This window comes from Kitasatospora sp. NPDC092039, from assembly GCF_044756065.1.
Taxonomy (GTDB): domain Bacteria; phylum Actinomycetota; class Actinomycetes; order Streptomycetales; family Streptomycetaceae; genus Kitasatospora.
The window spans coordinates 69,916-89,768 of the sequence record NZ_JBIVSD010000011.1; the positions used below are offsets into that span (position 1 = coordinate 69,916).

Annotated in this window: 16 protein-coding genes and 1 pseudogene; 5 read left to right on the plus strand and 12 right to left on the minus strand. The window is 69.7% G+C overall.

The features are described from left to right. Positions 1-48: 48 nt before the first annotated feature. Together ACIQI7_RS21980 and ACIQI7_RS21985 are read left to right on the plus strand one after the other, a co-directional pair. Entirely contained in the window at positions 49-495 is a 447-nt protein-coding gene (locus ACIQI7_RS21980) for a hypothetical protein (protein ID WP_401112564.1), read from the plus strand. 195 nt (positions 496-690) lie between these two features. Beyond that, positions 691-1,515 (plus strand): SAM-dependent methyltransferase, encoded by an 825-nt coding sequence (locus tag ACIQI7_RS21985; RefSeq protein WP_401112907.1) that lies wholly within the window; start codon positions 691-693, stop codon positions 1,513-1,515. A 75-nt stretch (positions 1,516-1,590) separates the two neighbouring features. On the opposite strand, the gene ACIQI7_RS21990 is transcribed toward ACIQI7_RS21985, so the two are convergent. The 3 genes from ACIQI7_RS21990 to ACIQI7_RS22000 form a co-directional block, all read right to left on the minus strand. Beyond that, entirely contained in the window at positions 1,591-2,556 is a 966-nt protein-coding gene (locus ACIQI7_RS21990; RefSeq protein WP_401112566.1) for a Scr1 family TA system antitoxin-like transcriptional regulator, read from the minus strand. 109 nt (positions 2,557-2,665) lie between these two features. Then, positions 2,666-2,911 (minus strand): DUF397 domain-containing protein, encoded by a 246-nt coding sequence (locus ACIQI7_RS21995; protein ID WP_401112568.1) that lies wholly within the window; start codon positions 2,909-2,911, stop codon positions 2,666-2,668. A 1,341-nt stretch (positions 2,912-4,252) separates the two neighbouring features. Beyond that, a complete protein-coding gene (locus ACIQI7_RS22000) occupies positions 4,253-4,453 on the minus strand; it encodes a hypothetical protein (RefSeq protein ID WP_401112570.1) in 201 nt (66 codons plus the stop codon). A 416-nt stretch (positions 4,454-4,869) separates the two neighbouring features. On the opposite strand from ACIQI7_RS22000, the pseudogene ACIQI7_RS22005 reads away from it, so the two are divergent. The 3 genes and pseudogenes from ACIQI7_RS22005 to ACIQI7_RS22015 form a co-directional block, all read left to right on the plus strand. Beyond that, positions 4,870-5,446 (plus strand): annotated as a pseudogene (locus tag ACIQI7_RS22005) (EamA family transporter); the annotation flags it as partial. A gap of 575 nt (positions 5,447-6,021) precedes the next feature. Next, on the plus strand, positions 6,022-7,155 hold the full coding sequence (locus ACIQI7_RS22010) for a sensor histidine kinase (protein WP_401112572.1): 1,134 nt from the start codon (positions 6,022-6,024) through the stop codon (positions 7,153-7,155). Continuing rightward, a complete protein-coding gene (locus ACIQI7_RS22015) occupies positions 7,152-7,829 on the plus strand; it encodes a response regulator (RefSeq protein WP_401112574.1) in 678 nt (225 codons plus the stop codon). Before ACIQI7_RS22010 ends, ACIQI7_RS22015 begins: the two co-directional genes overlap by 4 nt. 164 nt (positions 7,830-7,993) lie before the next feature. Here ACIQI7_RS22015 and ACIQI7_RS22020 read toward each other — a convergent pair whose 3' ends face one another. The 9 genes from ACIQI7_RS22020 to ACIQI7_RS22060 all read right to left on the minus strand — a co-directional run bounded on the left by ACIQI7_RS22020 (position 7,994) and on the right by ACIQI7_RS22060 (position 19,726). Then, positions 7,994-9,379, minus strand: a complete 1,386-nt coding sequence (locus ACIQI7_RS22020; RefSeq protein ID WP_401112576.1) for an alkaline phosphatase family protein — start codon at positions 9,377-9,379, stop codon at positions 7,994-7,996. Between the two features lie 336 nt (positions 9,380-9,715). Then, positions 9,716-10,753 carry a LuxR C-terminal-related transcriptional regulator gene (locus tag ACIQI7_RS22025; RefSeq protein WP_401112578.1) on the minus strand — a complete coding sequence of 346 codons (1,038 nt, stop codon included), beginning with the start codon at positions 10,751-10,753 and terminating at the stop codon, positions 9,716-9,718. Continuing rightward, positions 10,753-11,157 (minus strand): hypothetical protein, encoded by a 405-nt coding sequence (locus ACIQI7_RS22030; protein ID WP_401112579.1) that lies wholly within the window; start codon positions 11,155-11,157, stop codon positions 10,753-10,755. The genes ACIQI7_RS22025 and ACIQI7_RS22030 overlap by 1 nt, the downstream gene beginning before the upstream one ends. Before the next feature lie 388 nt (positions 11,158-11,545). Continuing rightward, positions 11,546-12,046, minus strand: a complete 501-nt coding sequence (locus ACIQI7_RS22035; protein ID WP_401112581.1) for an ATP-binding protein — start codon at positions 12,044-12,046, stop codon at positions 11,546-11,548. A gap of 254 nt (positions 12,047-12,300) precedes the next feature. After that, positions 12,301-13,638: an L-serine ammonia-lyase gene (locus ACIQI7_RS22040; protein WP_401112583.1), complete on the minus strand. Its 1,338-nt coding sequence runs from the start codon at positions 13,636-13,638 to the stop codon at positions 12,301-12,303. After that, entirely contained in the window at positions 13,635-14,645 is a 1,011-nt protein-coding gene (locus ACIQI7_RS22045; protein ID WP_401112585.1) for a TolB family protein, read from the minus strand. Before ACIQI7_RS22045 ends, ACIQI7_RS22040 begins: the two co-directional genes overlap by 4 nt. Beyond that, the gene (locus ACIQI7_RS22050) at positions 14,642-15,808 is read right to left on the minus strand and encodes an MFS transporter (RefSeq protein ID WP_401112587.1); all 1,167 of its coding nucleotides are present in this window, start codon (positions 15,806-15,808) and stop codon (positions 14,642-14,644) included. Before ACIQI7_RS22050 ends, ACIQI7_RS22045 begins: the two co-directional genes overlap by 4 nt. Positions 15,809-16,009: 201 nt before the next feature. After that, positions 16,010-17,716 (minus strand): alkaline phosphatase family protein, encoded by a 1,707-nt coding sequence (locus ACIQI7_RS22055; protein ID WP_401112589.1) that lies wholly within the window; start codon positions 17,714-17,716, stop codon positions 16,010-16,012. A gap of 102 nt (positions 17,717-17,818) precedes the next feature. After that, positions 17,819-19,726, minus strand: coding sequence for a S8 family serine peptidase (locus ACIQI7_RS22060; RefSeq protein ID WP_401112591.1), 1,908 nt, complete (start codon positions 19,724-19,726; stop codon positions 17,819-17,821). Positions 19,727-19,853: the final 127 nt, after the last annotated feature.

Genomic DNA, 19,853 nt, shown 5'->3' on the forward strand with positions numbered 1-19,853 from the left:
ACCTTGCCGTCCTCCGCAACCTGCGGCCCGACGCCAATGGGAGGCACAATGCCCAGTTCGCGCAGGCCCGCGATAGGCCCGGTCGGTTACGCGGCGTTCGTCCAACTCCACCACCGCGGTTACGAGATGTACGCCCGGGCGCGCCTGGGCGACAGCGCCCTGGCCGCGCTGGTCGTCGCACAGGTCCTGCGCATGGCCGAACTGAGCTGGAGCGCACTGATGCTCCGCGACAATCCGGTCGCCTTCACCTGGCGGGCGCTGCGCGACGCGGTCACCGCCGCCCGCGCAAGGGTCCGCGACTCCCGCACCGACGGCTTGCACCGCGCCCTGCCTGACCGGCCCGCCGACGCCGCGCTCCTCCACGAGCGGCTCGGCATGGAACCCAAAGCGGCGGCGGCCCTGATGGGCCTGGGCGAACCGGAGTTGCACGTGCAGCTCAAGGCGGCCCACAGGATGCTGGCCGGCCTCGATCACAGCCAGGACGGAGCCGCCTGACACCTCACCCCTCGAACGCCGCTTCCACCGTGGCGCACCCGCACGCCTCCACGAGCGCCGGTGCGCTACGGCTTCGCCATGTCTCGCCACAGGTTCACCCAGCGGGGTTGTTTCAGCCACAAAGGGGCAGGCCTAGAACGATCAATGATCAGAATGGCTTGATGGCAAGGGACTTCGGTGAACGCAGGGGACAGCATGAGCGAATTAAGGGACGACTCGCAAGATCATATTGACACGAACACGCCGAGTGCGGCACGGATGTACGACTATCTCCTGGGCGGGCACTACAACTATCCGTCCGACCGGGAAGCCTGCGACCAGTTGCTGCAGACCGCGCCCAGCACGCGGGAACTCGCGGTCAACAACAGGGCCTTCCTCGTACGGGTGGTACGGCACATCGCCAGGCACTACGGCGTCAAGCAGTTCATCGATCACGGCTCCGGTCTTCCGACCCAGAACAACGTGCACCAGGTCGCCCAGGCCGTCGACCCGGACTGCAAGGTGGTCTACGTCGACAACGACCCGCTGGTCCTCGGCTACGGGCGCGCGTTCCTGGAGGAGAACCCGAACGTCCTCATCCTGCCGTCCGACATGCGGGAGACCGCGACCATCGCGGCCGGCGCGGCACAGATCATCGACTTCAAGGAGCCGGTGGCCGCCCTGTTCGTGTCCGTGCTGCATTGCATCCCCGACGACGATCAGGGCAATCCGCGCAGGATGATCGAGGACACCGTACGACTGCTCGCCCCCGGCAGCGTCGTGGTGATCTGCCAGCTTGTGAGTCCTCACGAGTGGATTCGCGAACAGGTCACTGAGCTGATGCGGGAGCAGACCGGCAATCGCTGGGGCCGCGTGCGGACACAGGCCGAAGTGGATGAGTTTTTCACCATCCCCCGCCTGCACCTCGAGGAGGAAGTAGGCCTGCTCGACGTCACCGACTGGCGACCGGACACCGAGCTGGTCCGGCGTCAGGCCACTCGGGAATGGATCGAGTACGGGGGGCTGGCCACGGTCGGCTGAGTCCGGGGACGCCGGCGCCCCCCGCATGCACAATCTCCAGCGGGGGGTGCAGGTGCCGGTGTCCGCTCCGGCGCGTCAGAGGCGGGCGCGGTGCCACTCCAGTGCCTCGACGATCAGCTCACGGCTTCGCGCCAGCCCCGGGGCCTGCTTGATGACGTTGTCGCCGAGGTCCTGGTAGTCCAGGTAGTCGCTGTCGACCTCCTCGCCGGCGATCGGGCCCCGGTGGAACTCGGCCCGCCCGCCCGCCGAGATGTAGATGACGTCCGGCGCGGCGAACGAGCCCTTCGCGAAGCTGAGGCGGATCAGCGTAGACACCTGGAGGGCGAGGGGGTCCTCCAGTGCGATCACCCGGATGGCGACCGGCGACCTTCGATCGTCCACGTGCCGCAGTAGCGCCAGTAGCTGCTCGACCATCATGCCGGGCTCACCGAAGTCGGCGTAAAGGGCGCCGCGCTGGATAAAGAAGGTGGACCTCGGCAGCCTGGCCTCGAACTTCTCGGCTCGCATCCCTCGGACCTCGATGGCCCGGTCGGCCAGCTTCCGCTGGCTGGCCAGGAGCGTCCTGCGCGTGACCACCTCGCAGTACCGCGGGGTCTGGAGCGCCCCCGAGATCACGTTGGTGTCGATGACGAGCTGCCGCTCGGCCCATTCCTCCAGGCTGGTGAGACGCAGCATGGAGTCCGGCACGGCGTCGCGGTACGCCGCGCGGGCGCGGGTGCGGACGGAGCTGGCCCACCCCTCTATCGAGGCATCGTGGGCAAGCTGGAGGAGCTGCTGTCGCCGCGGCCCGGGCCGAACCCCCAGGGCGTCCAGCAGAACCTCGACGACGGCGGGCTTGTCGATCCGCATCTCGCCGTTCTCGATCCGGCTGTAGACCGACGCGGACACCTTGATCTTGGCCTTCGCCAGCACCTGGCGCTGCGTCAGGGCGGCGCGTTCGCGTTCGATCTGCATCTCCGCGCCCAGCAGTAGCGCGGGAACGCCCCAGGAGCCGGGCGGGTCGGCCTTCGGCCGCTCAAATGGGACTACGCGATCTTCCATAACTCTGGTCCCCCCTTGGGTATAGCTCGAATCACCCGAATGGTCGGGCCAAGCTTCACACAAGAGGGGCGCCAGAGTCACGCCGGGCCGCTAAGGTCAGGCGTTTGATCTACGGCTCAACCGCCATGTGGTCGAATTCGCCGTTTTTGACTCCGAACAGAAGCGCCCCGATCTCCCGCGCCGTGAGGATCAGGGCCGGCCCAGCCGGGAAGCGGCTGTTGCGCAGGGCCACCTGGCCGTCATCCAGTTTCCTCATCTCCAGGCAGGCTTGCACCCCCTCACTGGCCTGCGCCTTCTGCCAGGCCCCAGCGGCCTGGACCACGTCCGCCGGCATGCCGTTGAAGTAGTCGAACACGATCAGCCACCTCCACTGTCCGATTAACGCCCAGCTCGCTTCTCAGATCTTCACACTTTCAGAGAAGTGCCCTGGTTGAGCATCTGCGAAATTCTGCACGGAATTTCGCAGGCGGGGCGAGTTGAATCATTCACCCATAGAATCGAACAGCACCACCCCCTGATCGAGTGAAGGGATCCCTGCTTTTGCATATCTATGGTCAGAATCTGATAGCACAGGCGGTCTCGGCCGGTGATCTCGGGTTCGCGGCGGGGCTTTTCCCTGGAAGCCGACAAGCCCGCGGCTGGCGATCGCGCCCACCCCGCCCCGGCCGGTGGGAGGCCCTCGGTTTCAGGCTGCACTGCCTGGTGGCGCAGACCCAGGACCTGCAGGCCGCGTACTACCGCTGGAAAGAGGCCGCCCAGGTCCCGCTCAGCGGCGCCACCCCGGGATAGGGACAGGCATGAAGCCATCGCTCCACCGGATCACGCAGCACCGGGCCTGACCGCCCGGCACCAGGCGCAGATCCGGTGCCACGGGATCTGCGCCCGCTCTCGGCCCGGCACGCCGCAGGTGCCCACCGGGTGCTCGAGCCTGCGCCCGTGGGCGGAGCGTGAATCCCGCCTCCCAAACCGCCCTCGATCGCTAGGTGCTTCCGTGACCTGGAACTTCGCCACAAGTCATATCGGCCACGACGGCGCCGGCGCTCTGACGCTGGAGGTCTGCCACCACCGGGCGGACTACGGCAACCGCTTCGGCGGGATGTTCTGGCGAGCAGGGGCTGCCACGACCGGTCGGGACGGCGGGCTCCCCGCTCCAGGAGCACCGCGCAGTGCCGGGGCAAGACGACGCCGACGATGTCGTCGACCAGGTGCTTGTACAGCAGGCGGCCGAGCGGGACCTCCGCGGGGACGCCGTCCAGTCCCGGCAGCGCGACCAGCAGGTGGCCGTAGGCGACGCCTTCCTGCAGGCCGTCGGCGACGCCGGGGCCGGCGGCGGTCAAGGGGAACGAGACGACCGCGTCGTCCCACCCGTCCTTCCCTCCGCCGCCGTACGGCACGTCGTCGTAGGTCGGGAAGAGGGAGAGGTGGACGATCGGGGCCGCCGACGGGCCGCGGTCGACCACCACCGCCGTGACCCACGGGGAGACCCGGCCGTTCAGCACGGTACTGCCGGCCAACGCCGTCGGCACCCCGCCGTCGCTCCGCTTCCGCAGCATCCGCGCGAGCGCGGGGCGGCGCGCGTCCACCACCGGTGTCGCTCCCGGAGGCATGTCGGCGCGGTGGCAGGCCAGGACACGCCCCACCTGCCCGGCCACGTCGTCGCCGCCGGCCGCCGCCTCGACCTCCTCCAACGACGCTGTCAGCAACGGCGGCCGAGCGCGCCCGGCCGCCGGGGAAAGCGGAGCAGCGTCTCAGCGAGCCGCCGCACCACCTCTTCGCGCCGCGGCACGGCGCCGAGCCCCTGTTCCGCCCCTGCCGTCAGGTGCTCCGCCCACTCCCGGCACTGGTCGAGCCCGTCGTCGGCGGCCAGCTGACCGAACAGCTCGTCGTCCGCTCTCATGTCCCCACCACGTCCCTCGGCCGGGTCCCGGCTCACAGCCGGAACAGGCTGCTCGGCCCGAGCAGCGTGTCCAGGCCCGCCAGAAGGGCGGGGCGCGGCGTGCCGTCGCCGGGGGCGGGGCGTTCGGTGCGCAACGAGTCTGTCTCGCCTCCGGGCAGATCCTGCAAGCCGTGCCAATGACGCGCCACGAAAGCCGCACCCCTCTTCTCCGCGGACGACCAGGCACACCTGGACCAGAGCGGAGGTTGCGGCCTAGGTCCACGCAGGCTACCGCTTGGCCGACTACTGGTGCTGCAAACATGGTTCTCGTTGTGATCATCCGTTGGCGGTACCCGCAGTGGGGAACATGGTGCTGTCCCGAGCCTTCTCAGAGGTGATCCGGACGCCCGTCACCATCCCAGGCACAAGATCTCCCCCACCTGGCCGGTGCCGGAGTCGGGCTCGCCGGGGTGTGCCTCATGCTGCTCACCGGTGCGGAAGAGGTCAGCGCGGGCGGTGTGGCCGCCTCGGCCGCCGCCATGCTCGCGTCATCCTTCGGCCTCGTCCTGGCCAGACGGTGGAGCGACGGCGCCGACGTGCTCGCCTCGACCGCCTGGCAGCTCACCGCGGGCGGCTTGCTCCTGCTCCCGGCAGCGGCAGCCGCGGAGGGGCCGCCCCCGGCACTCTCCGCACCGGCGCTTCGCGTTCGCCTACGTCGCGCTGGCCGCCACGGCACTGGCCTTCACCGCCTGGTTCACCGGGCTCCGGCACCTGCTGGCGGGGACCGTAGGATTGCTCGGACTGCTCAACCCCGTCACGGGCGTGCTGCTGGGCACGGCGATCGCCTCCGAAACACTGAGCATGCAGCAACTCGGCGGACTGGCCCTGGTCCTGGCCGGAGTCGCCCTCGGCCGACCCACCCGCGCGGAACGACGTGGCAGCGATCAGGTACCGGCCCGCCCTGTCGGTGAAGGCCGATCCGGGCGGGAGACGCCCTCCCGGAAGACCCCATGAGTCGCCGGAATCGTCCAGCGGTCCGCGCGGCGAACCGAGTCGGCGGGACGGTGCCGCAGTGGACGTGTCGCACTACTGGACGGCCCGACGCCGTACCCGCGGACGCGCGCGGGTACGGTGGTCCGCTGACGGGTCGGCACAGGCGACGACAGCGTGCCGGTGACGCACTACCGGCGCGCACCTGGACTCGATGAGGGCTCTGGAGGGTAAGTTCGTCGCGGCCGCGGGGCAGGGCGCGCGACCCGGCGACGAAGCCCCCATGACGTGGTCGGGGGCCGTCAGGGCCACGCCGGGAGTGCGGTCGCGGCAGAGAGGCCGGGACCGACGGCGTAGCTTCCGGTGACTCGGGGCCGAGCACTGGGACCGCGGGTTCGCGCGCCTCCGGCGCGCCCCCTTGTCCGCCACGGTCGGGTGACCGCTGCTCTCGCCCTGGCTCCTCGGCGAACTCGCGACAGTTGATACCAGAGCCCACCAACACCAAGGAAGCACACACTCACACGATCAAACCGGCCGCACGGGGCCCCCGTCACTGATGAGGCGCGTACTGTCCCGCAGTGCGGCATATGGTGAATAACGTGCATGAACGGCAGATAGCGTGGTTGATCCCGTTGGTCGTGTTCGCCCTGGTGGCCGTCCTGCCCGCGGTGGCGGGACATCACGAGGAGACCTGGGCGCAGCTCGGTGTCGGGGCCGTGGGATGTGCAGCCCTGCTCCTGAGGGTTCGCTGGCCGCTGCCGGTACTGGTCGTGACGCTCGCATGCGCGTTGGCGTCCATGGCGCTGACCGCGCTGGTCTTTCCCGCAGCGCTGATGGTCCTGGTGGCCCTCGTCCGGGTGGGCATGAGCCTCCCGGTGCGGGTCGTGGCCGTGTGTACTGCCGTCACCGTGTGTGTGGTCTACTTCACGGTCGACCTTGCACGGAACATCGAGTCCTTCGATCTGAACACCGCCGACCAGCTGGGCTGGTTCGTGGCGGCCTCGGCCGCCGGCGTGGCCGTGGCCAACCAGCGACGTTTCGTCGCCGAGGCCGAGGAGCGGGCGCTGCGGGCCGAGCAGTCCCGCGAAGCCGAGGCGCACCGCCGGGTCAGCGAGGAGCGGCTGCGCATTGCTCAGGAACTGCATGATGTCATCGGCCACAGCATCGCCGTGATCAATGTCCAGGCGGGTACGGCAGCGCACGTGATCGATATCCGGCCCCAGCAGGTGCGGCAGTCGCTGGAGCTGATCCGCCAGGCCAGCAGCTCTGCCATGGAGGAGATCCGCACGACCCTGGGACTCTTGCGCACTGCGGACCCGCAGCACCTGCCGGTGGCGCCCGCGCCTGGCCTGGACGACGTGTCTGGCCTGGTGGACGGCGCCCGCGCCGGCGGCCTGCGGGTCTGCCGCGTCGTGGACGGCCCGGTCAGAGAGATTCCGCATGTGGTGGGCACCACAGTGTACCGGCTGGTGCAGGAGGCCCTGACTAACGCGGTGAAGTACGCAGGAGCCGGGGCGAACGTGGAGGTCCGCCTCGAGTACGAGGAGCACGGGCTGCGCTTGTCCGTCGAGGACGATGGAGCGGGTACGGCAGCGGCGGGGCCACAGGGGTCGGGGCTCGGCCTGCGCGGCATGCGCGAGCGGGTCGAAGCGGTCGGCGGGACCCTGGAGGTGTGGCGCCGCCGGCCCCGCGGATTCCGGGTGGCGGCGCAGATCCCTACGGAGGCTCCATGACAGTGCGTGTGCTGCTGGTCGACGACCAGGCCCTCGTCAGGGCCGGCTTTCGAGTGCTGATCGACTCCGAGCCGGACCTGGAAGTGGTCGGCGAGGCCTCCGACGGAGCCGAAGCGCTTGGACTCATCGGGGCGCGCCTGCCGCAGGTCGCGCTCATGGACATCCGGATGCCGGTCATGGACGGGATCGCCGCCACCCGGGCGATCTGCGCCGACCCCAAGCTGTCCGGGGTGAAGGTCGTCGTGCTGACCACCTTCGGGCACGACGAGTACGTGTTCGCCGCCTTGCAGGCCGGAGCGAGCGGCTTCCTCATGAAGGACACCGCCCCGGCCGAACTGCTCGCCGCGGTCAGAACAGTGGCCATCGGAGACAGTCTGCTGCTGCCGCGCCGCACCCGGCGTCTGATCGAGGACTTTTCCGGCCGCCGACGGCCCGCGGACCGACCTACACCGAGTCTGGACGCCCTCACCGACCGGGAGCGGGAGGTGCTGGTGCTGGTGGGACGGGGGCTGTCCAACGACGAGATCGCCGCGGAGCTGACCTTGTCGCGCCTCACAGTGAAAACTCACGTCAGCCGCACCCTAGCCAAGCTCTCCGCCCGGGACCGCGCGCAGCTGGTCATGATCGCCTACGAAACCGGCCTGCTGATTCCGGCCGCCGGAGACGGGGCATGAGAGGGCGGCCCCGATACCTGGCCGGAATCCGGGGCGCGCCCCAGGACGAGACGTCTGCAATCGACACCGGGCCCGGCCGGCGCCTACCCGAATCTGGTGGGCGGGGGCGGCCGCGATCGCCGCCGCCCCCGCCCACCTCCGGATCGACCGCCACGCGGACCGGCTCAGCTGCTGGTGACGGTGAGGTCGTCGATCTGTGCCTCCACGACGCTGCTGGCGCCCATGTCCGCAGCGGTGATGCGTAGGCGGACGGTCTTGCCGGCGAAGGCCGACAGGTCGGCGTTCGCCGCACGCCACGCCCCTGCGAGGCGGGTGTCAGCCGTTCCGTTCTGCTGGAACACGGTGGTGGAAGCAGTGCCGCTGACGACCTCGACGCGCAGATAGTCGTCCGGCCCCGACTTGCTGTTGTACGCGAAGTTGTACCACCAGCTCATCTGGGGAGTGGTACCGGTGGGCAGGGTGATGGCAGGCGAGGTCACGCTCGTGATGCCGTCGTCCACGTCGTCGGACGCATACGAGTCGCCCGCCAGGAGGCCGGTGGTCAGGGCGTTGGTTCCGGAGTGGGTCGTACCCAGTTGCTTGATGTCGCCGCTGGAATCGGAGACGGTCTCCTCCGGGTTGCCCCGCTGCCACAGACCCGAGGTCGCGGTGTCGGTGCCGGTGGTGTTCACGCGCCAGCCCTTGTCCGACTCGAAGTCGTCGGAGAAGAGTGCCGGTCCGCCGGGGACGCTCCACACATCGGTGACCGCGGTCTTACGGGCGGCGTTGCCCAGGGCGGGCAGGCCGTACATGTCCTCGATGGTGCGCAGGACGTTGAAGTGGTTGATCTGGGTGTTCGACTGGTAGCCGGTCTTGACGTGTGCTCCGACGAACGCGGTGTAGATCTGGTTGACCGAGCTGGTGCGGGAGTCCTCGTCGAAGGTGACGATGAGCAGGCTGTTGTGGGTCTTGGCCCATTGCGCGTAACCGTCGAGGTTGCTCTTGAGCCAGCTGTCGCCGGTGCTGACGGAGCAGTTGTGCATGTCGCTGCACAGGTCCGGTACGACGAAGGAGACCGTGGGGAGTTTGGTGTAGTCGGTGGGGAAGCTGGAGAACGGCAGGTGGTGGGAGGAGTCACGGACGGTGGGGAAGTCCGTCCAGGGCGCGTGCTTACGGGCGTAGTCGCCGCTGCTGCAGCCGGTGTATCCGGCGCTCGGCAGGTCTTCGGAGTACGCCTTGAACGTGTGTCCTGCGTCGATGAGCTGCTGACCGAGATTGCCGCCGGTGAAGCTGTGGGGGCAGCTGTCGTCGGTGACGCCCTGCGGGGAGCCGGAGAAAAGGCTGATGTAGTTCGGCTGGCTGGGGTGGGTGACGCCGAAGGACTGGGTGAACAGAGCTCCCTGGGCGGCCAGCGACTTGAAGTACGGCGCGGTGTCCAGAATGTCGCCGTAGTCGTGGTTCTCGAAGGGGACGACCACGACGTGGTCGTAGCGGGGAATGACGGTGGCTGCGGCCACGTGGTCGCCCGGGCCGGCGAGTACCGGACCGAGGAACGCGCCGGCGGCCATCATGGCCAGTGCCGATCTTCGGAGTGTGGTGGCCAGGCGTGGAAACGGCATGGTGAACCTCCTGGGGAGACGAGAGTTCGCAGGTGAGCGCAGCGAGGCCCGCGCCCATGCGCCGAGGTGCGTCTTCGGTGCAGGCGCGCTTGGCTGTTCCCGTGTGGATGCGCTCAGCCGGAATGCGAGGGTCCGCCTGGTCTACTCCCTCACCGGACAGCCGTGTGGCACCGGCATGCCAATGGCGATTCTGCGTCAGACGCGGTGGGCCGGATCCGTCCGGGTTTGCCTCCGGTCTGGAGCGCCCTTCTGCTGGCGCAGGGGGTGAAAGGGCCCGGAAGAGGGCTGTCACAGCCAGCCGCGGCGGGATGCGGCGAGCGCCAGCTGGAAGCGCGTCGTGGTACCCGTTCGGTGTGCAAGCCGCTCTACGTACCTGCTCAACGTCCGCCGGCTGACGTCGAGCCGCCGGGCGATGTGCTCGTCGGTCATCCCGGTCGACATCAGCTCCAGGAGGCGCAGTTCCATGGGGGCCAGCTGCGGCGGGCAGGGGCCTGTGGTGTGCATGGGGAAAGCACTGTGCCAGGCGAGCTCGAAGAGTTCCTTGAGGGCGGAGAGGAGCCCGGATCCGCGCACCATGAGCATCTGCCGCTGTCGCGGCGGGTCGGCGGTGGTCAGACCGAGCAGGGCGCAGCGGCCGTCGTAGATCCTCAGCTCCGTCGGCAGGGTGGAGACGACCCTTGCCTGTATTCCCAGCGCGACACCGGGCCGTACGGCCTCACGGTAGTAGGCGGAGTCCTCCACGGCCGCCTTGGCATACACGACACGATGGACCACGCCCTGGGTGAGGAGCGCGGTGGCGGACCGGGACGGCGGCTCGTGATCCACGGGGTGCGGTACGAAACGCAGGACCTCGTGCCGTGCCGAACCTTCTGCCTGCTCGATGCGCTCGCTGATCCGGACGTCCGCGATGACTTCGAAGGCGTCCTCATGCCCAGCGGCCGGCATATGCCGCCGATAGTTCCGGTAGGCGTTCTCGGCAGCCACGTGGGCCTGCAGGACGTCCACCGTCCTTTCCTGCGCCAGGCACTGGAGCGCGGAGCTGGGCTCGACCGGCTCCGCGTCCTGGCCGTGCTGCCCGCCGCACGCCAGTCCTCGTTGTGCGAGCCGATCCACCGCACCGCGGGCCTCACCCACCCCGACATGCAGCGCATCGGCGATCGCCGTGACGGGTACCGGCCCGCACTCAAGCAGGTGCAGGTAGGTCCTGGCTTCCAGCCCCTTCAGCCCCAGGGTGCGCAGGTGCCGCTCCGACAGCCGCGTCGGCGCCGGGGAGCCCTTGCCGTGAGAGGGCCGCGGCCACAGGCCGGGGGCAGGGTCCTGGCGCATCAACCCGTACCCTCCCAGCCCGCGGCCTGCGCCCGGCCCCAGCTGCGCCAGTCCTCCGCCACCGCGGACGCGGGATCGATCGCGGCCCCGCGCCGGTGCGCAACCGCAACCGGTGTCCGCAGCCGGGCGTGGGCCTCGGCCAGCGCCTCGCGGGATGTGGGAGCGTCGACGACGAAGGTCTGCGTGCCCGCACGTCCGTCGGTCGTCGTGGTCGCCATGGTCACGAGCCAGCGCAGGCTGTAAGAAGGGCGCGGCGCCGACGGAGTGAACGGCTGCCCAGGGGCAGGAGCCGACCGGCGGGAGAAGCCGCTTCCTCCCGACTGCTGTGACACCTGGAACGCGGCCGGGTCCCCCCACACCGGTTCGCGGTGCTGCATCCGACAGGTGAGTTCGAAGGACAGCATGATGGGGGTCTCCTCGGGCTAGACGGGAAGCGGACGCCCGCCGCCGTCGAGGCGGTCGCGGGCGGTGCGGTAGTGCCAGCATCTGCTGGACGCGGACCCTGCGCGTCCGGCGCGGGAAGTCACATCAGGTCGTTCCCGAGGAGGTCTGCCCCCCTCCTGTACCTCCGGAGGAGTACACCCCGGACGCGGTTGGGTGCCATGTGTTACCGAATGGGTGCAAGAGGTGACGGGTGCCCACTTGGGGACGAGTACCCGGCTGTGGGCGAGGGCGGCGAGGCACGGGCAAGTCGGGCTGCTCAGCAGCGTCCGGGCCAACGTGACCACCTCCGCGTAGTCAGCCACCGGGCCGCCGTAGGTGGCGGCGGCAACCACCGGGTGAAACCAGAGTTCAGCCGCCGCCGAGAAGCCTGGCGAGCAGCTGCGCTCCGGCGGGGGTGACGGTCCAGCGGGCTGAGTCGCGCAGCGCGTCGCTGCCGGGCGTAGCGTCGGTGGCGCCGGTGTGTGACCGCAGTGGCAGGACCGCCCAGCAGCGCTTGCCGGAGGCTGTGAGTTCGCTGCCATGGATCAGGCAGAGTGCTGCGACAAGTGCGAGTCCGCGTCCGGTTTCGTCGCAGGGGCCCGCCGTTCGCGGCCGCGGGGCAGTAGTGCTGCCGTCGTGGATTTCGACGAGGAGAAGGTCGTGATCCAGTGCGATCGAGGCGGTCAGCCGACCGCTCGCGTGCAGCACGGCGTTGGTGACAAGCTCCGACACCACCAGTTCCAGGCGCCAGCGCAGATCCTCGTCGAGCGGTACGCCCCAGCCCCGCACCTTCGCCGAGATCCGTTGGCGCGCTGCGGGGACTGCGGCCGGGGTCGCCTCGAAACTGAACCGGGTCTGAGCAGAGTGCATAAGGCGGTATCTCCTCGCAGCGTGGGGCGGTGCCCCACTCCTATCGGCTGGAGGCTGCGGGCGGTGGCCATATGGCGCAGCTGGCGCCAGGTGGCCAGGGGCGGTGGGAGGTGCCGTCGACGTGCACCACGGGCAGGGCGTTCACGGAAAGTGGTGAGCGACCGAAGCGCGCGGAGACGCCCCCCGGCAGCGTGTTGGGCGGCCGTTCACTGGCACCGTCTCGACTGTGGGAAGGTGCCGGAAGGGTGCGGCCGTCAGCACTGGATGACGTGGAGGGCGAGGCCTGCGCGGGAGGTTTCCTTGTAGTTGGTGCTCATGTCGGCGCCAGTCTCGCGCATGGTGGTGATCGCTGTGTCCAGTGAGACGATGTGCTGCCCGTTGCCTTTGACGGCCATGCGGGCGGCGGTGACTGCCTTGACGGCCGCGACGGCGTTGCGTTCGATGCAGGGGATCTGCACCAGGCCGCCTACCGGGTCGCAGGTCATGCCGAGGTGGTGTTCCAGGGCGATTTCTGCGGCGTTCTCCACCTGCCCGGCCGTGCCCCCCAGCCGTTCTGCGAGTCCTGCGGCTGCCATGGCGCAGGCCGAGCCCACCTCGCCCTGGCAGCCGACTTCCGCGCCGGAGATGGAGGCGTTCTCCTTGATGAGGCTGCCGATGGCGGCCGCGGTGAGCAGGAATCGGACGATGCCCTCGTCGTCGGCTCCGGGGACGTCATCGCGGTAGTAGTGCAGGACGGCGGGTATGACGCCGGCGGCTCCGTTGGTGGGGGCTGTGACGACCCGGCCGCCGGCGGCGTTCTCCTCGTTGACGGCCAGGGCGTGCAGCGCGACGCGGTCCATGATGCGCAGCGGGTCCTCGCCGGAGACACCGTGTTGCAGCGATCGGTGAAGTCCTGGGGCACGGCGCCGGACGTTCAGGCCGCCGGGCAGGATGCCGTCGCTCTCGCAGCCTCGGCGCACACAGTCCCGCATGACGTCCCAGATGGCCAGCAGGCCGGAGCGGACCTCTCCCTCGGGGCGCCAGGTGGCCTCGTTGGCGAGCATGACATCGCTGATCCGGCGGTCTCCTGTCTGCGCGAGGAGTTCCTCACCAGATCGGAAGGGGTGGGGCACGCTGCGGCCGTCGGCGGCGGTAGCGGGTTGCTCGCCGTGCAGGAACCCGCCGCCCACCGAGTAGTAGGTCTGCGTGTGCAGGACGAGCCCGTCGTGGTCGCAGGCGGTGAAGGTGAGGGCGTTGGGGTGTTGGGGCAGGGCGTGTGCGTGCAACACGAGGTCGTAGTCGGCCGGACGGACGTCCAGCAGAGGGACGCGCCGGTCTTGGGCCAGTTGGCGGACTCGTTCGTCGGCCGTCTGCACGTCGACGGTCGCTGGTTCCTCGCCCATCAGGCCGAGAAGGACTGCCTTGTCGGTGCCGTGGCCCGGTCCGGTTGCGCTGAGCGATCCGTACAGCTCGATACGTACGGACTCGACATGGTTGAGAAGTGCCGCTGCGGCCAGGGCGGTGGCGAAGAGGCGGGCGGCGCGCATCGGGGCCACGGTGTGGGAGCTGGAAGGCCCTATACCGACGGTGAAGAGATCGAAAGCGCTGATCACTGGGCCTCCTGGGTGGTGGTGCCGAGGGCGGCGGGGGACTCCGCGTCGGGGATGAGGATGCGGGGGGTTCCGGTGCCGTCGGCGGGGACCTTCCACACATCGGAGTGGCCCCGGCCCCGCTGGATGGCATAGGCGACGGTCCGCGGGTCGATCCAGGCGGCCTGGTCGTCCACGCTGCGGGTCTCGGCGAGTGGGGTGACGTGGCGGGTGGCCAGGTCGAGGACCGACAGGCGCCAGCCGTAGGCGGGGTCTCCGCCGTGCGCGGACTTGAAGGCGATGCGGGTGCCGTCGGGAGACAGCGAGGGGCACTCGACGTTGTCCATGAGCGCTGTCAGGTGGTGGGTGGCCATGTCGCCGAGGACGAGGTAGCGGTGGCCGGCGGTGGACATGGTCGCGTAGAAGTGACGGTCGTCGGCGGTGAAGGTGATACCCCAGAAGTTGAGGTCCCGGGCACGGTAGGGCTCGTCGTTCACGGTGACCGACCAGTCCTCCAGGGTGGGGATCAGCTCCTGGGTGCGGGTGTCGAGGATGCCGGCGCGGGTGGAGAAGCGTCCGCCGTTGTAGGAGTCGCCGGTGACGAAGACGGTCCAGGCGACCATCCGGCCGCTGGGCGAGACCCTGGCCCGGTTGGGCACACCGACCAGGGGGATCTCCCGGACTGTCTTCAGGTGCGTGTCGAGTACGGCGAGCTGGTAGGTCGTCATCTCGGGATCGAGGCGCAGGCAAAGACCGGTGCCGCCGGCCGCGTACACCCTGGCGCATGACAGGGACGAGACGGTGCGCTTTGCGGCGGGGTCGTCCGCCGACACGGAGACCAGGCGGCCGGTGCTGTCCGAGGCGGTGCTGCGTGCCACCAGGCGGGGTCCCGGAGCCAGGGAGATCTGGCCGGTCGCTGCCTGGGCGGACGATCCGGTCCCTCTGGCGATCACGATGGCCAGGACCGCTACGAGGGCCAGTGCTGTGACGGCGGCGATCTGGATCGTGATGCGGGTGGTGCGGCTGGTCACGCGGCGGCCTCCTGCTGTGTGCGGCCTGCCAGGACGGCGGCCGTGACGGTGACGGCCAGGACCGCGGTGACCGCGGCGGACGCGGTCGCCGCGGTGGTTCCCCATGTCGTCCAGGCGAGCCCGAAGGCGGCGGAGGAGACGAAGTAGGCAAGGGCTTGGACGGTCTGCACGCAGGCCAGGCCGGTGGTGCGCAGGCCGGCCGGCAGCAGGGGGCCGGCCAGGGCCATCAGGACTCCGTCGGTGGCGGCGTAGAACGCGCCGTAGCAGCAGAGCACGGCTATGGTCACGGGGATGCCCGACAGTGGGCTGCACAGCAGCAGATAGACCGCGACGAGCGCACCGTAGCCGGCGAGCAGCATGGTGCGGCGGCCGTGCCGGTCCGCGAAAGCCCCGAGCGGAGCGGCGAGGAGCAGGTAGACGAGATTGGTGCCCACCGCCATGAGCGGGAACCAGCCGGTCGACACGGACTCACGCCGCATCAGCAGCAGGTAGACGAAGCCGTCACCGACGGTGGCCAGCCCCAGCAGCCCGGCAGCACAGAGCAGTCGGCGGACGGAGGCGGCGTGCAGCAGTCGGGCGGCGGCCCTCAGACTGACGGGGGTGGCAGCGGGCTGCTCGTCGCGGCGGTCGCGGGCGAACACGGCCAAGGCCAGCAGCCCGGCGGCTGCGACACAGAAGCTGGTGACGAACAGTGCGTCGAAGCCCGCCGGGCTGGTCGTCCCGACGGCAGCCAGGACGCCGAGCGCGGCCAGCGGCCCCGCGAAGGCGCCCATGCTGTCCATGGCCCGGTGGACACCGAACGCCTGGCCGAGCACCGGTTCGGGAACCGACAGGGTGATGAGCGCATCGCGTGGTGCGCTGCGCAGTCCCTTTCCGGCCCGGTCGGCGACGATGACCGCGCCGAGTACGGGAAGGGAGGATCCGGCGGCCACCAGACCCAGCTTGGCCAGGGCGGAGATGCCGTAGCCGGCCGCGGCGACCGTCTTGCGCCTGCGGAAGCGGTCGGCCACATACCCTCCGACCAGCCGCAGCAAGGCGGTCGCGCCGGTGTAGAGGCCGTCCATCAGACCGTAGGCGGCCGGGCTGAGCTGCAAAGTGAGGACGAAGTACAAAGGCAGGACGGCGGTGACCATTTCCGCGGAGACGTCGGTGAGCAGACTCACCGTCCCGAGCGCCAGAACGTTGGCACCGACTGTGGCGGCTGTTGCGCGCGGGCCCCGGCGCGTGCCGTCTCCTCTGGATCGGTCGATGGTGGACAGATACACGGCCGGGTTCGCCTCCTCGGGGGCGGTCGGAAAAAAGGGGTGCTGGAGGCCGGACCGAGGGGAGCGGTTCCGGCCTCCAGCCGATCAGGGGGCTACTGGTCAGCCCTGGGTGATGGTGAGGTCGTCGAGTTGGGCTTCGAAGAGGCTGGCGGTGCCGGCGTCGGCGGCTTCGAGGTAGACACGGATGGTCTTGCCGGCGAAGGCGGACAGGTCGGCGGTGGCGGTCTGCCACTGCCCGGCGACCTCGCTGGCCGATCCGGTCTTCTCGAACACCGTGGTGGGTGTGGTGCCGTCCAGGACACGGATGCGCAGGTAGTCGTCGGTGCCGGAGTTGTCGCCGTTGGCGACGTTGTAGGTGCAGTGCAGGGTCAGCGGCCCGCCGGCGGGCAGGGTGATCTGCGGGGAGAAGACGGTGGTCTTGCCGCCGTCCAGGTCGTTGTCCCCGTAGGCCGCGCCGGCCGCCGCACCGGTGGTCAGCGCGTAGGAGCCGGAGGCCGCGGTGAGCTGCTTGATCTGGTTGCTGTGGGTGGAGGTGGTCTGCTGCGGGATGCCTCGCTCGAACACGCCCGACGTCGCCGTGTCGCTGCCGGCAGCATCGACCTGCCAGCCCTTGTCCGACTCGAAGTCATCCGAGAACACCGCGCTGGTGCCACCGGAGGCGGTCACGGACCAGGTGAAGGAGGCGGACGCGGTGGCGCCGGTGGCGTCCTTGACGGTCGCCTTGACCGTGGAGGTACCGGCGGTGGTCGGAGTGCCGGTGACCCGTCCGGTCGTGGAGTCGAGCGACAGCCCGGCGGGCAGCCCGGTGGCCGACCAGGAGTACGGACTGCTGCCCCCGGAGGCGGCCAGCTGCAGCGAGGCCGCCTGGCCGACGGTGCTGCTCTGACCGCCGGGATCGGTGACGGCCAGTGCGGATGTGGAGGACGTCCAGGCGTCGGTGATGGGCGACTTGCCGGACGCGTTGCCCAGGGCGGGCAAACCGTACATGTCCTCGATGGTGCGCAGGACGTTGAAGTGGTTGATCTGGGTGTTCGACTGGTAGCCGGCCTTGACGTGCGCGCCGGCGAAGACGGTGTAGATCTGGTTGACGGAGGTGAAGTTGTCCTCGTCGAAGGTGGCGATCAGCAGGCTGTTGTGGGTCTTGGCCCACTGGACGTACCCGTCGAGCTTGTTCTTGATCCAGGTGTCCCCGGTGCCCACCGAGCAGTCGTGCATGTCGTTGCACATGTCCGGGATGACGAACGACACCGTGGGCAGCTTGGTGTAGTCGCTGGGGAAGGTGGAGTACGGCACGTTGTACGCGGCGCCGCTCACGGTGGGGAAGTCCACCCAGGGTGCGTGCTTGCGCCGGTAGTTGCCGCTGCTGCAGCCGGTGTACCCGGCGCTGGGCAGGCCCTCGGAGTAGCCCTTGAAGGTGCGGCCGGCGTTCAGCAGCTGCTGTCCGAGATTGCCGGTGGAGAAGGACTTGGGGCAGTCGTCGTTGGTGACGCCCTGCTGGGAGCCGGAGAACAGGGCGATGTAGTTCGGCTGGCTGGGGTGGGTGACGCCGAAGGCGTTGGTGAACAGGGTTCCCTGGGAGGCAAGGGAGTTGAGGTAGGGGGCGCTGGAGCCGCCCTTGATGGACGAGTAGTTCTTGTTCTCGAACATCACCACGACCACGTGGTCGAACTGCGGGACGGCCGAGGCGACGGGCTCCGCCGAAAAGCTTGTGGCGGCGTACTGCGGGGATGACGAGAGCGGGCTTGCTCCGGTCAGGAGGGCGAGGGCCGAAGCCCCGGCCAGGGCTGCGATGCGCAAGCGGCGCATGAGTGCTGACCTCCTCATGAGGGGTTGGAAGGGGAACGAGACGGGTGGTGCCGCACCGCCGCTGGTCCGCTCGGCGTCGCAGCGGCGGAGACCGGTGGGCCTTCAGCCCTGGGTGATGGTGAGGTCGTCGAGTTGGGCTTCGAAGAGGCTGGCGGTGCCGGCGTCGGCGGCTTCGAGGTAGACGCGGATGGTCTTGCCGGCGAAGGCGGACAGGTCGGCGGTGGCGGTCTGCCACTGCCCGGCGACCTCGCTGGCCGATCCGGTCTTCTCGAACACCGTGGTGGGTGTGGTGCCGTCCAGGACACGGATGCGCAGGTAGTCGTCGGTGCCGGAGTTGTCGCCGTTGGCGACGTTGTAGGTGCAGTGCAGGGTCAGCGGCCCGCCGGCGGGCAGGGTGATCTGCGGGGAGAAGACGGTGGTCTTGCCGCCGTCCAGGTCGTTGTCCCCGTAGGCCGCGCCGGCCGCCGCACCGGTGGTCAGCGCGTAGGAGCCGGAGGCCGCGGTGAGCTGCTTGATCTGGTTGCTGTGGGTGGAGGTGGTCTGCTGCGGGATGCCTCGCTCGAACACGCCCGACGTCGCCGTGTCGCTGCCGGCAGCATCGACCTGCCAGCCCTTGTCCGACTCGAAGTCATCCGAGAACACCGCGCTGCCGGAAGTGGTGGCGCCGGTGTAGAGCAACCGGTTCGGGGTGTTGGTGCCCGCGCTCTTTATCTTGCCGGTCGTGGCGCTGTTGATCAGTGCGTCCTGGACGTCGGCGGGGGTGGCGGTGGGGTGGGCGGCGAGCCACAGAGCGGCGGCGCCGGTGACGTGCGGGGCCGCCATGGAGGTGCCTGAGATGGTGTTGGTGGCCGTGTCGCTGCTGTTCCAGGCGGAGGTGATGGACGTGCCGGGCGCGAAGAGGTCCGTGCACGGCCCGTAGTTGGAGGTGGAGCGGCGGGTGTCGCTGGAGTCGGAGTTGTTGACCACGATCGCGGTGTCGATGTCCCCGGGGGAGTTCTTGCAGGCGTCTGTGCCGCTGTTGCCGGAGGAGACCACCCAGGTGACGCCGGAGGCGATGGACTTCTTGATTGCCGCGTCCTCGCTGCTGCTCGCCGGGCCGTTGATGCTCATGTTGACCACGGCGGGTTTGGCCGCGTGCGCGGTGATCCAGTCCGCGGCGGCGATGATCGCGGAGGTGCTCGCGCTGTCGTTGCAGTCGGTCACGCGGACGGCGACGAGTTTCACGCCCTTGGCCACGCCGTAGTCCTTGCCGCCCACCGTCCCGGCCACATGGGTGCCATGGCCGAGGCAGTCCTGCCCGTTGCGTCCGTCGCCGACCTCGTCCACACCGATGCTCGCGCGGCCCTGGAACTGGGTGTGGGTGGTGCGCAGGCCGCTGTCGACGAGGTACACGGTGACGTTGCTCGCCGTGGTCCCGTAGGTGTAGCCGTGGTCGAGGGGCAGGCTGCGCTGGTCGATGCGGTCCAGGCCCCAGGACGGAGGGTCAGTCTGGGTGGTGGAGCTGTGCTGCACGGCGTCCTGCTCCACGTAGGCCACGGCCGGGTCGGCGGCGGTCAGGCGCGCCTCCTCTGCGGTCATCTCGGCCGCATACCCGTGCAGCGCCGTGGTGTAGGTGTGCCGGATCTTCCCGCCGTGTGCACGGGTAAGCCCTGCTGCCTCGTCCCGTGCCGAGGCTGCGGGGCCGGCCGTGTCCTTGAGGACCACGATGTACCGGCCGGCGAGGGCTCCAGCCACGGGCCGGACGCCCCCGCCTCCGGCAGAGGGCGCCGGCGCTGCGTCGGAGGGCTGCACAGCCAGGGCGATGAGTGCGGCTGCCGCAAGAGCGGCAAGGACGGGTCTGCGGGCACGTGGGCGCACGTCGGCTCCAAAAGAGAGGGGGAGGGGGAGGCTGGGCCCCGGCGGTGGTCCGGGCTCCCCCTGGTGTACTCCCCGGTGCGACGTCGTGGTGGCGACCTGTTGCCAGCGGCCGAAAGGAGACAGGCGAGGTAAGCAGGATTCGGAAAGCTTCACCGCGTGGAGGCCGGTGCGGATCTCCTCGTCCCGGACCTGTTCCCAAGCTGCCCGCCCGTGCCACCATCTCGGCTGGAACCATCGCGTCCGGATCTCCGGAATTCCGCCCCCGCCTCCAGGCAGCCAC